Raw genomic sequence first — 13,516 nt, forward strand, 5'->3', positions numbered from 1 at the left:
GTTGGAGTACGTCGGGCGGGCGGACGAGCAGGTGAAGGTGCGCGGCTTCCGGGTCGAGCCCGGCGAGGTCGAGGCGGCCCTGGCCGAGCACCCGGGCGTCGCGCAGGCCGTGGTCATCGCCCGGGACGACCGCCTGATCGGCTACGTCGTCCCGCGCGCGGACACCGCCCGGGACAGCGTCCTCGAAGCCGACCACGTCGGCGAATGGCGGGACATCTACGACGCCCTGCCGATCACCCCGGGAGCAGCCGACTTCGGCCAGGACTTCGTCGGCTGGAACAGCAGCTACGACGGGAGCCCGATCCCGGTCGAGCAGATGCGGGAGTGGCGCGACGCCACCGTGGCCCGCATCCTGGCCCTGCGCCCGCGCAGGGTGCTGGAGGTCGGCGTCGGCACGGGCCTGCTCCTGTCGCAGATCGCACCGCACTGCGAGAGCTACCGGGCGACCGACTTCTCCGCCACCGCGATCGACGCGCTGGCCGCGCAGATCGTCGGACAGGACGATCTGGCCGACCGCGTCGTGCTGGAGACCCGCCCGGCGCACGACACCGACGGACTGCCGGCCGGGTACTTCGACACCATCGTGATCAACTCCGTGGTGCAGTACTTCCCGTCCGCCGACTACCTCGCGGACGTGATCGGGCAGCTGATGCGACTGCTCGCCCCCGGCGGCGCGCTGTTCGTCGGTGACGTCCGCAACCTGAGGCTGCTGCGCCCGCTCACCACCGCCGTCCAGCTGCACCGGACGGCCGAGGGCGCCGACCTGCCCGCCGTACGCCGCGCGGTGGAGCAGGCCCTGCTGGTGGAGAAGGAGCTCCTGGTCGACCCGGACTTCTTCACGGTCCTGCGCGAGCACGTCACCGGCATCGGCGCCGTGGCCGTGGAGGTCAAGCGGGGCCGGCACCACAACGAGCTGAGCCGCCACCGGTACGACGTCACCCTGCACCGGCGGCCGGCCGCGCCGGTCGAGCCGCGGGAGCTGATGTGGGGCCGGGACGTCGCCGACCTCCCGGGCCTGCGCGACCTGCTCGTCCGGGGCGACGCCGACGCGGTGCGCCTGACCGGGGTGCCGAACCGGCGGGTCACCCGCGAGGCCGCGCTGGCGCGGGCGGTCCGGAGCGGGGACGGCACGCTCGCCGAGCTGCTGGACCGGCTGCACGGTCCGGACGACGGCGCCCTGCCCGACCCGGAGGACCTCCACGCCCTCGGCGAGGGCCTCGGCCGCCGCGTGCACGTCACCTGGTCGGCCTGCGCGCCCGACGCCCTGGACGTGCTGTTCGTCCGCGGACCGGGAGGCGCGGCGGCCGAGGCGTACCGGTCGGCCCGGGGCACGGGTACGACGCTGTCCTCGCTCACCAGCCGCCCGACCGGAAGCCGCACCAGCGGCGCCCTCGTCGGCGAACTGCGCGACCGGCTGCGCCACCGACTGCCCGACTACCTGGTGCCGTCGGTCCTCGTGGTCCTGGACGCGCTGCCGCTGACCGCCAGTGGCAAGCTCGACCGCCTGGCCCTGCCTTCCCCCGACCTCGGTACGGGCCCCGCCGGGCGGGCGCCGCGCACCCCGCAGGAGCAGCTGCTCGCCGAACTCTTCGCCGACCTGCTCGGGCTGCCCGGGGTGGGCGTCGAGGACAGCTTCTTCGACCTCGGCGGGCACTCGCTGCTGGCGACCCGTCTGGCCTCCCGGGTCCGGGCGGTCCTCGGCACCGAGCTGGAGGTCCGGACCCTGTTCGAGTACCCGACGGTGGCCGCGCTGGCGGCCCGCCTCGACGGTTCCGTCACGGAGCGGCCGGCCCTGACCGCGCGGCCCCGCCCCGAGAGGATCCCGCTGTCCTTCGCCCAGCGCCGGCTCTGGTTCCTCCACCGCATGGACGGGCCGAGCGCCACCTACAACATGCCGCTCGCGCTGTGCCTGGACGGTGCGCTCGACCGGCAGGCGCTGCGGGCCGCGCTCGCGGACCTGACCGCCCGGCACGAGAGCCTGCGGACGGTGTTGCGCGAGGCGGACGGCGTGCCGTACCAGCTGGTGCTGGCCGCCGGCGAGGCCCGCCCCGACCTGCCGCTCGTCGAACTCGACGAGGCACGGCTGGCCGGCCGGCTCGCCGAGGGCGCCCAGCGGGGCTTCGACCTCGCCGCCGAACCGCCGATCCGGGCGGAGCTGTACGCGATCGCCCCCGAGCGGCACGTCCTGCTGGTCGTGGTGCACCACATCGCCGCCGACGGCTGGTCGATGGGCCCGCTCTCCCGGGACCTGGCGGCCGCCTACGCGGCCCGCTGCCGGGGCGAGGAACCGCGGTGGTCCCCGCTGCCGGTCCAGTACGCCGACTACACCCTGTGGCAGCGCGACCTGCTCGGCGAGGCCGCCGACCGGGACAGCCTGTTCACCCGGCAACTCGCCTACTGGAAGGAGGAGCTGGCCGGTCTGCCGGACCAGGTGCGACTGCCCGCCGACCGGCCCCGGCCGGCCGAGGCCTCGCAGCGTGGTGGCCGGATCGAGGTCCGACTGGACGCCGAACTGCACCGCGAGCTACGGGACCTGGCCGCCGCGAACGGCGCCAGCATGTTCATGGTGCTCCAGGCGGGCCTCGCCGCGCTGCTCACCCGGCTCGGGGCCGGTACGGACATCCCGATCGGCAGCCCGATCGCGGGTCGTACCGACGAGGCGCTGGACGAGCTCGTCGGGTTCTTCGTCAACACGCTGGTGCTGCGAACCGACACCGGCGGCGACCCCGGGTTCGCCGAACTGATCGGCAGGGTCCGGCGGAAGGCACTGGCCGCGTACGCGCACCAGGACGTCCCGTTCGAGTACCTGGTCGAGGCCGTCAACCCCGCTCGCTCCCTGGCCCACCACCCGCTGTTCCAGGTCATGCTCGCCCTGCAGAACGCGCCGACGGGCGAGTTCACCCTGCCGGGCCTGGAGACCCGCTACCTGGAGGCCCCGACCGACACCGCGCGGGTCGACCTGACCGTCAGCCTGGCCGAGCGGTACGGCCGGGACGGCAGTCCGACAGGCGTGCTCGGCGTGGTCGAGTACGCGACCGACCTGTTCGACCCGGACACCGTGGAGCGGCTCTTCGCCCGTTGGACGCGGTTGCTGCGCGCGGCGGCGGCCGAGCCGGAGCGGCCCATCGGCCGGCTGGATGTGCTGTCCGACGAGGAGCGCCGCGATGCGCTGTTCGGGCCGACCCGGACCGACTTCGACCTGCCCGAGGCGGGCCTGCCGGAACTGTTCGCCCGCCGGGTGGCGGCCGCGCCGGACGCGGTCGCGGTCGTCGCGGGCGCGACCGTGCTGACCTACCGGGAGCTCGACCGGCGGGCCAACCGCGTGGCCCGGGCGCTGATCGGGCAGGGCGTGCGGCCGGAGACCCCGGTGGCGGTGCTGCTGGAGCGCTCGGCCGAGCTGGTCGTCGCGATCCTGGCGATCGTCAAGGCGGGCGGCGCGTACGTCCCGCTCGACCCGCGGTTCCCCTCGTCCAGGACCGACCTGATCGTCCGCGAGACCGGCGCCGCCCTGGTGCTCACCGAGGACGTGCTGACCGCGCTGAGCCGGGCCGAGCCCGACGACTCCGACCCGGGAGTCGCCTGCGATCCACGGCAGTTGGCGTACGTGATGTACACCTCCGGCTCGACCGGCCGGCCGAAGGGCGTCGGCGTCACCCACCGGGACGTCGCGGCGCTCGCCCTCGCCCCGTGCTGGCGCGAGGGCGGGCACGAGCGGGTGCTGTTGCACTCGCCGACGGCCTTCGACGCCTCGACGTACGAGTTCTGGGTTCCTCTGCTCGGCGGCGGACGGGTCGTCGTCGCACCGCCCGGCCGACTCGACCTCGACGCGCTCGAAGGAGCGGTCGCCGAGCACGGGGTGACCGGGCTCTGGCTGACGGCCGGCCTGTTCCGACTCGTGGCCGAGGAACGGCCGCACCTGCTCGCCGGCGTCCGCGAGGTGTGGACCGGCGGCGACGTGGTGCCGCCGACGGCCGTCGCCCGGGTCCTGGCGGCCTGCCCGGGCGTCGCGGTGGTCAACGGCTACGGCCCGACCGAGACGACGACCTTCGGCGCCCACCACCGGGTCCGCGCGCTGCCCGCGCACGCCGCGACCGTGCCGATCGGCCGGCCCATGGCGAACATGCGGGCCTACGTGCTCGACGCCGGCCTGCAACCGGTGCCGTCGGGTGTGGCCGGCGAACTGTACCTCGCCGGGGCGGGTGTGGCCCGCGGCTATCTGGGCCGGCCGGGGCTGACGGCCGAACGGTTCGTCGCCTGCCCGTACGAGCCGGGTGATTCTCCCGCCCCCGGTGCGGCGGCCGAGCGGCGTCCCCGGCCCGATGGCGGGCAAGGAGGTGGGCCCCTCTCCCCCAGCCTGGCGGCTGGGAGGTGCCCCCAGTCCGATGGCGGGCAAGGAGGTGGGCCCCTCTCCCCCAGCCTGGCGGCTGGGAGGTGCCCCCAGTCCGATGGCGGGCAAGGAGGGAGGATGTACCGAACAGGCGACCTGGTGCGCCGACTCGCCGACGGCACGCTGGAGTTCGTCGGCCGCGCCGACGACCAGGTCAAGCTGCGCGGCTTCCGGATCGAGCCCGGCGAGGTCGAGGCCGTCCTCGCCACGTGCCCCGGCATCGCGCAGGCGGCCGTCGTCGCCCGCGAGGACCGGGTGGGCGACCAGCGCCTGGTCGCCTACCTGGTGCCCGCCGCCGAGGGAGCGCCCCCGGTGGACGAGCTCGCCCGCCGGCTCGGCCGGGAACTGCCCGAGTACATGGTCCCGTCGGCCTTCGTCACTCTGGAACGGCTGCCGTTGACCGCCAACGGCAAGCTCGACCGGGCCGCCCTGCCGGCTCCCGCGCACGACGCGACGGGCACCGGACGCGGCCCCCGGACCCCGCAGGAGCAGCTGCTGTGCGAGCTGTTCGCCCAGATCCTGGGCCGGGAGCAGGTGCACATCGACGACGACTTCTTCGACCTGGGCGGGCATTCGTTGCTGGCCGCCCGGCTGGTCTCCCGCGTCCGCGAGACGCTGGGCGTGCACGTGGGCCTGCGTACGCTGTTCGAGGCGCCGACGGTGGCCGGCCTGACGGAACGCCTGGCCATGAGCGATCCCGAGGAGGCCTTCGACGGGCTGCTGCCGCTGCGCCCGACCGGCAGCCGTCCACCGCTGTTCTGCATCCACCCCGGCGGCGGCATCAGCTGGTCCTACTCCGGGCTGCTGAACCACATCGGCCCGGACCGTCCGGTCTACGCGCTCCAGGCCCGCGGCCTCGCGCGCCCCGATGCCCTGCCCGGATCGTACGAGGAGATGGCCGCCGACTACGCGGACCAGATCCGCAAGGTCCAGCCCGAGGGCCCGTACCACCTGCTCGGCTGGTCCGCCGGCGGGCTGATCGCCCACGCGATCGCCTGCGAGTTCCAGGACAGGGGAGAGCGGACCGGCCTGCTGGCGGTCCTCGACGCCTACCCGGTCCAGGACATCGCCTTCGACGAGGTGCCCGTGCCCACCGAGCGGGACATCCTCGTCGGCATCATGGACGTCGACCCCGAGGAACTCGGCGACGGGCCGCTGACCTACGCCGAGGTCGCCGAGATCCTCGACCGGCGCGGCAGCGCCCTGGCCTGCCTGGACGAACGCCGCATCGGGGCCGTCGTCGACATCATGATCAACAACGCCAGGCTGGCGATCGCCCACACTCCCGGCCGTTTCCACGGCGACCTGCTGCTGTTCAACTCCACCATCGACCGTACCGAGGACTGCGCCGGCCCCGAGATCTGGCAGCGCTACATCGCCGGGCGGATCGAGTCGCACGACATCACCACCCGTCACGACCGCATGACCCAGCCGGGATCACTCGCCCAGATCGGGCCGGTCCTGGCCGCCCGCCTCGCCGGGACCACCGATGACACCACCATCCCCCCTCAGGAGGACTGACCCATGACCAACCCCTTCGACGACCAGAACGGCACCTTCCTCGTCCTCGTCAACCACGAGAACCAGCACTCGCTGTGGCCGCAGTTCGCGGACGTCCCCCAGGGCTGGACCGTCGTCCACGGTCCCGACACCCACGCCGCCTGCCTGGAGTACGTCGAGCGCTCCTGGACCGACATGCGGCCCAGGAGCCTCGCCGACGCCATGGACGTCCGGCAGTAGAGCGCCCGACGTGAACCCGACCCGAACCGACGACGAGGCCCGCCCCACGGCGGGCCCGTCCCGCCCCGGGGACCTCGCCGAGGCGCTGCTCACGCCCGAGGCCCGCCGGGACCCGTACCCGTTCTACGCCCGCATGCGCCACGAGAGCCCGGTCCACCGCAGCGCCCAGGGCATCTGGTACCTCACCCGGTACGCCGACGTCGAGACGGCCCTGGGTGACCTCCGGCTGTCCAACGACCGGGACCGGATGACCAGCGCCTTCGGTGCGCAGGGCGGAAACCTCAAGGCCCTCGGCCGGCTCACCGAGCGGCTCGGCCGGGTGATGACCAACACCGACCCGCCCGACCACGCCCGCCTGCGCAAGCTGGCCAACCGGGCGTTCACCGCCCGGCGCGTCGAAGCGCTACGCGCCGGCATCCAACGGATCGTCGACCGGCTGATCGACCAGGCCGTCGCGGCCGGGCCGACCATGGACCTGATCGAGGCCGTGGCCGCCCCGCTGCCGCTGTCCGTCGTCTGCGAGCTCTTCGGCATCCCCCCGGAGGACCGCCCCCGGGTGAAGGCCTGGTTCCGCCGCTTCGGGCGGCTGACCGAGGACATCGGCAGGACCGAGGCGGCGATCGACCAGTACGAGGAGTACCTCGCCCGGCTCGTCCGCCGGCGCCGCACCGACCCGGGCGACGACCTGATCAGCGCTCTGGTCGCCACCCAGGCGCAGGACGACCGGCTCACCGACTCCGAACTGCTGTCCACGTGCTTCGTCCTGATCACCGCGGGCGACGAGACCACGACCCACCTGATCGGCAACGGCACGCTCGCGCTGCTGCGCCACCCCGACCAGCTCGCGCGGCTGCGCGAGGACCCGACACTGATCCGTACCGCCGTCGACGAACTGGCCCGTTACGACACGCCGACCCAGGCGATCGTCCGGGTCGTCGCCGAGGACCTCGACATCGGCGGGCGCACACTGCGCGAGGGCGAACTGGTGTACCTGTTCCTCGCCGCGACCAACCGCGATCCCGAGCGCTTCGACGACCCGGACCGCCTCGACCTCTCCCGGTCCGGTAACCGGCACCTCAGCTTCGGCAACGGCCCGCACTTCTGTCTCGGCGGCCCGCTGGCCAAGCTCCAGGCGGAAGTGGCCATCGGCACGCTGGTGCGCAGGCTCCCCCGGCTCGAACTCGCCGAAGGGGCGGCGCTCGACTGGCGGCCCAACCCGCTGCAACGGCGGCTCAGCGCCCTCCCGCTCACCTACTGACACCTGAACGACCGAACGACGACGAAGGAGAACCGACCATGGCACGAGAGTTCGAGGTCCGCCGGGAACAGGACCTTTCCGCGACACCCGAGCAGGTCTGGCGCGCCGTCGCCACCGGCGCCGGAAACCTCGGCTGGCTCTACACCATGGAGATCGAGCCGCACGTCGGAGGGCGCGTCACCCGCGGCGACGGCACGGTGACGGTGTGGGAACCGCCGCACCACTTCGCCATCCGCGTCGCCATGGACAACGGGTTCTCGAACACGCTCACCTACCTGATCGACCCGGTCGACGACGCGACGAGTCACCTGCGCATGGGAATCCACTGGGTCCACGAAGGCGTGTGGGACGAGAGCTGGGACACCAAGGCGGACGCGGCCGAGAAGCACGTCGACTTCTACCAGCACGGCCTCGCCGAGTACCTGCGGCACTTCGCCGACCGCCCGGCCGTCTACGTCAAGGCCGAGCGCTCCGAACGCACCGCCGACCCCGACGACTTCGCCGCCCTGCGCCGACGCCTCGGCATCGCCGAGGACGCAGGTGCCGGCGACCGGATCACACTCGACGTGCCGGGTGCGGACGGCGGCCCGGAGGAGGTGGTCGTGGACTGGCTGAACGCCGACTTCATCGGCCTGCGCGGCCCTGACACGCTCTACCGGTTCTTCAACGGCAGCACCTGGAACTGGCCGATCTGGCTGGGCCACCACCTGTTCGCCGAGGACGCCGACGAGGCGCAGGCCGCCAAGGCGTGGACCGCCTGGCTCAACGACACCCAAGCCCAGGCCTAGGACCGCCGATGGAAACCGCAACGGAAACACTGCTCTACGCCGCCGAACTGGTCGAGGAGAACGGCAGCTACACACTCGTCGTCCAGGACGTGCGACGGGACACGGTTCAGACGACCCCGGTCCCGAAGGCCATGGTCGACAAGCTCCCCGTCTTCCTCTCGGCGCTCGCCGCCAAGCTCAATCCCGCACCCCCACGTGGCCGTTGGTAGTCCACCGCCGCCCCCACGAGCCGCTGCCGTCACGAGGACATCGCCACCTGACGGCAGCGGTTCGGTCTTCCCCGCGGGCTTGTCCTCGACCTTGTCGACGCCCTGGCCTCGACAGCCTCGGCGTCGACTACTGCGACCCCATCCGCGTCGTGCCCCACCGGCCCGGCCCCGCGCTCGGACCTGGCCGACATCCCCGACGCCCCTCGCACCGCTGCCGGCCGGCCCGTGGTCCCGACGGCCTGCGCGAACTCCCGGTGGGCTTGAAGGAGACGGTCGTCACGGGGTGCAGGCCTCGGCGATCGACAGGCTGTTCTCGTAGAGGTGGTGCCGGGTGATCCGACCGTCCTCGACGGTGAGGTGCAACGCGTAGGGGCCCTCGAACGTCTTTCCCGTCGCGCGTACCGTCCCCGACAGGTGCCCCATCAGGACGGCGTCGGTGCCGTCGACGAGACAGGTGTCGACGGAGGCGCGCGCGTCCTCGGGCACGGTGTGCTCCATCAACTCTGTGGCCTGGGCGGCGCATTCGGCGGCCGTGGACCGGGGCCGGATCCAGGGTGCGGAGGGGTTCTCGGCCAGCAGCCAGTCGACCTCCTCGGCGAACAGGGCGACGAGTCGCCCGGTGTCCCCGGCCATCCGGGCGGCGACGAACTCCTGCACCACGGCCCGGGTGGCCTGGGCGGCGGCATCCGCAGCGGTGGGCGAACTCGGCGTGTTCGAGACGGACTTGACGGCCATGGTGTTCTCCTCGTGGCTGCGGCCGGATCGGTGGGCGGTACCCGCCGGGGTGCTCGGTACCCGATCCTGCCGGTGGAGGAGGAGAGCGGTCGATTACCTCGGAGGTAAGTGAGCGGTCGCAGCGAGAGGGCACCTGTTCGACGGGGATTCGGCAGAGGAGGAAGCCGAACGCCTGATACGCACAGAGTCGGCAGGGGCGGTGGGTCGCTTCACTAGTCCGTCTTGCTAGGTATCGGTAGTCAGCGTTACTGTGTACCGGTACTCAACACCGCTGACTAGTGCGGGGAGGAGGTGTTCCATGGCTGCCAAGCTGCTGACGGAGATGCTCAAGGGCACGCTGGAGGGAATGATTCTCGCGTCCCTGTCCGGCCGGCCCGCCTACGGCTACGAGATCACGGCCCGGCTGCGGGACCAGGGTTTCTCCGACATCGCCGAAGGGACCGTCTACGCGCTGCTCCTCAGGATGGAGAAGCGCGGTCTCGTCGACGTGGAGAAGGTCCCCTCCGAGAAGGGGCCGCCACGCAAGGTGCACTCCCTCAACGCTCAGGGGCGGGAGTACCTCGAAGAGTTCTGGAGGACCTGGAGCTTCCTCGCGGAACGACTGGAACAGCTCCGCCAAGGGGGAGAGTAGCCGTGTCCGACGTCGAGAAGGGCGGCATCATCGCGAAGGTGATCGGGCCCAAGAAGCGCTGGAGGGCATACAGGGGGCGCGTCAAGGAGCTTCCCGAGAACCACCGCACGGCGGTCGAGGCGATCGAGCGGTACCTGATGCACTTCGTGCCGACCGACGCCGAGAGCAGTGCGTCGATGTTCGAAGACCTCGCCGACCTGTTCGAGCAGGCCGCGGCGGACGGAACTCCGATCCGCGGGATCGTCGGGGAGGACCCGGTGGAGTTCGCCGAGGCGTTCGCCCGGAACTACACCGAGGGCGGCTACGTCCCCGCCCGAGCGCGCAAGCGGCTGACCGACGAGATCGAGCACGCCGCCGGTTGACGGGCCCGGACCAGGGGGCCGGATGGTCTGAGCGGACCTCGGCCCGGCACATCGCGCCCTCACGGGCGGAGCACATGGTTCATCGTCTCACCGCACAGCGCGGCCGCGGGCCCATGCCCGGCCGCCTCCCGCGGCATGCCCGCGGCACCTTCGGGACCGACCACTGCGTGCAAGGAGATTCATGATGGGGAACGGCAACGACGGCTTCTCCGAAGCGGGACTGCGCCGACTGCGCGAAGTGCTCGAGCGGCACGTGGAGTCCGGGAGGATCCCCGGGCTCGTCGCCCTGGTCGGCCGGGGCGAGGAGACCCATGTCGAGGCGATCGGGACGATGCGTCACGACGGCGGCGCGCCGATGCGCCGGGACACCATCTTCCGGATGGCCTCGACGACCAAGCCGGTCGCGGTCGCCGCGACCATGGTCCTCCTGGACGAGTGCCGGCTGCGGCTCGACGACCCGGTGGACCCGTGGCTGCCGGAACTGGCCGATCGACGGGTGCTCAGGCGGTCCGACGGCCCGCTGGACGACACCGTGCCGGCGCGACGTCCGATCACCGTGCGGGACCTGCTCACCTCCACCTGCGGGCTCGGGCTGGACACCACGGCGATGGGCTCGCCGATGATGACCGCCTACTTCGAGCGGAAGGTCTACGGCGAGGACGGCTGGATGCTGCCCGCCGTGGAGCCGGACGAGTGGATGCGCCGCCTGGGCACGCTCCCGCTGATGCACCAGCCCGGCGAGCGATGGCTGTACAACGTCGGCGACGACGTGCTCGGGGTGCTGGTGGCCAGGGTCACCGGCCGGCCGTTCGAGGCGTTCCTGCGCGAGCGCGTCCTCGATCCGCTGGGCATGAAGGACACCGGCTTCCACGTGCCCGCCGAGAAGATCGACCGGCTGCCTCCCCTGTACGCCCCGGACCCGCGGACCGGGGAGTTCACCGTGTCCGACCCGGCCGAAGGGGGACACCACAGCAGGCCTCCGGCGTTCCAGTCCTGCGGGGGCGGACTCGACTCGACCGTCGACGACTACCACGCCTACTTCCGGATGCTGCTCGACCACGGGATGCACGGCACCGAGCGCATCCTGTCCCGGCCTGCCGTCGAGCTGATGACCACCAACCGCCTCACGCCCGAGCAGACGGCCGCCCTCCAGGCCTGGGCGCGCGGCGTCGTCCACCTGTCGCACGGTCAGGGGCAGACCGGCGGCTGGGGCTTCGGGATGACGGTGCGCACCTACCGGGGCGACTACGCGCCCGTCGGCCAGTTCGGCTGGGACGGCGGCGCCGGCACCACCGCCTATGCCGACCCGAGGAACCGGCTCGTCGGCATCCTGCTCACCCAGACCGGGATGTCGACCCCGGACTCTGCGCGGGCCATCCAGGACTTCTGGACCACCCTCTACCAGGTGATCGAGGACTGACCCGCCAACCTGGCCGGGGTCGGTCCGGCAGGCGACCTCGACCGGGCGCGCGCCGGAGCGTGAGCCCTGGCACCCGACACCCGGCACCCGGGCGCCGGATGCGCCGGGGCCGGTTCGACCGCGCCCCGGGCGGGGGCGTCGGGATGCGGGGGGACCCGGCGGGGCGCAGGGTCGAGACATGAGCGGTGTGATCGTGCTGGTCGAGCTGGAACCGTCGACGGAGGTGCTCGACTCGGGCGAGGTCGACGTGGGCGCCCGGGTGCGGTGGGTGCACGCGGCGCCCGCGGATCCGGACGCCCCGGAGGACCCGGGGCCGGTCACCTTCTGCGGGATCGACACCTTCGACCTGGAACGGGAGAGCTACCGCCCGGCCAGGCCCGGCGAGCCCTGGTACCCACCGTCCCAGCGGACCCGGCGCTGCCGGGAGTGCGAGGCGGCGCTCCGGTCCCGGTGAGGGGCGGTACGGGCGGCGGCGCCGGACCGTACGGGCAGTGACGGAGGGCCGTACGGGCACCCGGAGGTGGGCCGTACGGGCACGGTTCGGCCTGCCCGCGCCCGCCCTACCCACCCGTCCCCACCCCGTGCCGCCCTCAGCCCGCCGTCGGCTCCGCCTCGACGATCCGCCCGTCGCGGAGTTCGACCACCCGGTCGGCCAGTTCCATCAGCGTCGGGTCGTGGGTGGCCACCAGCGCGGTGACCCCCTCGCTGCGCACCACCGCGCGCAGCAGCTGCATGATCGCGCGGCCGGTCTCGGAGTCCAGCTGGCCGGTGGGTTCGTCGGCGATGATCAGGTCGGGTTCGTTGGCCAGCGCGCGGGCGATGGCGACCCGCTGCTGCTGCCCGCCGGACAGTTCGCCGGGCCGCTGGTTGGCGTGGTCGGCGAGTCCGACCAGGGCGAGCAGGGTCCGCGCGCGCTCCTCCCGCTGCTGGGCGGGGACCTTGCGCAGCCGCATCGGCACGCCGACGTTCTCCGCCGCCGTGAGCACCGGGATCAGGCCGAAGGACTGGAACACGAAGCCGATCCGCTCGCGGCGCATCGCCAGCCGGCCGTCCTCGTCCAGCCCGCCCAGGTCGGTGCCGTCCAGCAGCACGGCGCCGCCGCTCGGGGTGTCCAGCCCGCCGACCAGGTTGAGCAGCGTGGTCTTGCCGGAGCCGGAGCGGCCCTTCAGCGCGGTCAGCTCACCCCGGTTGACGGTGAACGACACTCCGCGCAGCGCGTGCACGGCCCGGTCGCCACTGCCGAAGCTGCGCCGCAGGTCCTCGACGGCCACCATCGGGGTCGTCGTGCTGGTGGCCCGCTCCGTGGCCTGTGGCTGCGTCATGTGGCGTCCCCCTGAGTGGTCGTCCGTCCGGCACTTCCGATGCGGAGAATTTGCTCACCGCACACATGATTCGCGCAAGTCCCTTCCGTTGCGGGGGCGGATCTGACAGCATCGTCCGCTATCCGGTGATCATCACACCGTTTGATCACCACTTGATCGTCACCGCTGGTCACCGCCCCGATCGCCGTCTCCGTGCGTCGGGCGAGCGGCGACGGCACCAGGACCCGGGGGAGGGATCGGCATGCTCGGCTTCGTCGTGCGCCGGCTGCGCGGGCGACTGCCGCTGGCCGCCGCCGTCCTGCTGACCGTGCTGATCACCACGGCGGTGCTCACCGCGCTCGTGGCGTTCAACCGCACGGTCGGGCAGGCCGGGACGCGTCAGGCGCTCCAGGAATCGGGCCACGCCCGGACCACCGTGCTGGTCACCGGCGAACACGCGCTCGGGGCCCGCGCCAAGGACGACGAGGCGGTCCGCGCCCTTGCCGGCCGGCTCTTCGAGGGCCTGCCGGTGCGGACCGAGAGCCTCTCCCGCAGCCGCTCGTACGGGCTGCCCGCCGACCCCGGTGCCGCCCGGGAGCCGGCCGGTCCCGGCTCCCCGGCCAGGACGGCGGACCTCACCCTGCTCGCCGCGCTCGACCGCGGCCGCGTCCGCCTGCTGTCCGGC

The 13,516-nt window shown here is 73.0% G+C and carries 11 protein-coding genes and 2 pseudogenes; 11 read left to right on the top strand and 2 right to left on the bottom strand.

The annotated features are described in order from the left end of the window. Positions 1-37 precede the first annotated feature (37 nt). The 6 genes and pseudogenes from ACWEQL_RS35390 to ACWEQL_RS35415 all read left to right on the top strand — a co-directional run. Positions 38-3,154, top strand: a pseudogene (locus ACWEQL_RS35390) (condensation domain-containing protein); the annotation flags it as partial. A gap of 84 nt (positions 3,155-3,238) precedes the next feature. Continuing rightward, positions 3,239-5,908, top strand: coding sequence for an amino acid adenylation domain-containing protein (locus tag ACWEQL_RS35395; protein WP_452154504.1), 2,670 nt, complete (start codon positions 3,239-3,241; stop codon positions 5,906-5,908). Between the two features lie 3 nt (positions 5,909-5,911). After that, positions 5,912-6,127 carry an MbtH family protein gene (locus tag ACWEQL_RS35400; protein WP_452154495.1) on the top strand — a complete coding sequence of 72 codons (216 nt, stop codon included), beginning with the start codon at positions 5,912-5,914 and terminating at the stop codon, positions 6,125-6,127. Positions 6,128-6,137: 10 nt separating this feature from the next. Continuing rightward, entirely contained in the window at positions 6,138-7,385 is a 1,248-nt protein-coding gene (locus tag ACWEQL_RS35405) for a cytochrome P450 (protein ID WP_452154496.1), read from the top strand. A gap of 38 nt (positions 7,386-7,423) precedes the next feature. Then, a complete protein-coding gene (locus ACWEQL_RS35410; protein ID WP_452154497.1) occupies positions 7,424-8,173 on the top strand; it encodes an SRPBCC family protein in 750 nt (249 codons plus the stop codon). Positions 8,174-8,181: 8 nt separating this feature from the next. Next, a complete protein-coding gene (locus tag ACWEQL_RS35415) occupies positions 8,182-8,382 on the top strand; it encodes a hypothetical protein (RefSeq protein ID WP_452154498.1) in 201 nt (66 codons plus the stop codon). Between the two features lie 276 nt (positions 8,383-8,658). Here the strand turns inward: ACWEQL_RS35415 and ACWEQL_RS35420 are convergent, their stop codons facing one another. Further along, positions 8,659-9,117, bottom strand: a complete 459-nt coding sequence (locus ACWEQL_RS35420) for a nuclear transport factor 2 family protein (RefSeq protein ID WP_452154499.1) — start codon at positions 9,115-9,117, stop codon at positions 8,659-8,661. A gap of 298 nt (positions 9,118-9,415) precedes the next feature. Between ACWEQL_RS35420 and ACWEQL_RS35425 the strand changes: the two genes are divergently transcribed. The 4 genes from ACWEQL_RS35425 to ACWEQL_RS35440 all read left to right on the top strand — a co-directional run bounded on the left by ACWEQL_RS35425 (position 9,416) and on the right by ACWEQL_RS35440 (position 11,984). Continuing rightward, positions 9,416-9,748 (top strand): PadR family transcriptional regulator, encoded by a 333-nt coding sequence (locus ACWEQL_RS35425; RefSeq protein WP_452154500.1) that lies wholly within the window; start codon positions 9,416-9,418, stop codon positions 9,746-9,748. Between the two features lie 2 nt (positions 9,749-9,750). Beyond that, positions 9,751-10,110, top strand: a complete 360-nt coding sequence (locus ACWEQL_RS35430) for a DUF1048 domain-containing protein (protein WP_452154501.1) — start codon at positions 9,751-9,753, stop codon at positions 10,108-10,110. Positions 10,111-10,294: 184 nt separating this feature from the next. Continuing rightward, positions 10,295-11,530 carry a serine hydrolase domain-containing protein gene (locus ACWEQL_RS35435; protein ID WP_452154505.1) on the top strand — a complete coding sequence of 412 codons (1,236 nt, stop codon included), beginning with the start codon at positions 10,295-10,297 and terminating at the stop codon, positions 11,528-11,530. Between the two features lie 178 nt (positions 11,531-11,708). Then, on the top strand, positions 11,709-11,984 hold the full coding sequence (locus tag ACWEQL_RS35440; protein ID WP_452154502.1) for a hypothetical protein: 276 nt from the start codon (positions 11,709-11,711) through the stop codon (positions 11,982-11,984). A 136-nt stretch (positions 11,985-12,120) separates the two neighbouring features. Here ACWEQL_RS35440 and ACWEQL_RS35445 read toward each other — a convergent pair whose 3' ends face one another. Next, positions 12,121-12,852 (bottom strand): ABC transporter ATP-binding protein, encoded by a 732-nt coding sequence (locus ACWEQL_RS35445; protein ID WP_452154503.1) that lies wholly within the window; start codon positions 12,850-12,852, stop codon positions 12,121-12,123. A gap of 241 nt (positions 12,853-13,093) precedes the next feature. Between ACWEQL_RS35445 and ACWEQL_RS35450 the strand changes: the two are divergent. Beyond that, positions 13,094-13,516 (top strand): annotated as a pseudogene (locus tag ACWEQL_RS35450) (ABC transporter permease); the annotation flags it as partial.

It is taken from the genome of Kitasatospora sp. NPDC004240, from assembly GCF_053603215.1.

What these genes read in the sequence shown, in the direction of transcription:
- ACWEQL_RS35400 (WP_452154495.1), top strand. Translation starts at nt 5,912, where the DNA reads ATGACCAACCCCTTCGACGACCAGAACGGCACCTTCCTCGTCCTCGTC.
- ACWEQL_RS35410 (WP_452154497.1), top strand. Translation starts at nt 7,424, where the DNA reads ATGGCACGAGAGTTCGAGGTCCGCCGGGAACAGGACCTTTCCGCGACA.
- ACWEQL_RS35415 (WP_452154498.1), top strand. Translation starts at nt 8,182, where the DNA reads ATGGAAACCGCAACGGAAACACTGCTCTACGCCGCCGAACTGGTCGAG.
- ACWEQL_RS35420 (WP_452154499.1), bottom strand. Translation starts at nt 9,117, where the DNA reads ATGGCCGTCAAGTCCGTCTCGAACACGCCGAGTTCGCCCACCGCTGCG.
- ACWEQL_RS35425 (WP_452154500.1), top strand. Translation starts at nt 9,416, where the DNA reads ATGGCTGCCAAGCTGCTGACGGAGATGCTCAAGGGCACGCTGGAGGGA.
- ACWEQL_RS35435 (WP_452154505.1), top strand. Translation starts at nt 10,295, where the DNA reads ATGGGGAACGGCAACGACGGCTTCTCCGAAGCGGGACTGCGCCGACTG.
- ACWEQL_RS35440 (WP_452154502.1), top strand. Translation starts at nt 11,709, where the DNA reads ATGAGCGGTGTGATCGTGCTGGTCGAGCTGGAACCGTCGACGGAGGTG.
- ACWEQL_RS35445 (WP_452154503.1), bottom strand. Translation starts at nt 12,852, where the DNA reads ATGACGCAGCCACAGGCCACGGAGCGGGCCACCAGCACGACGACCCCG.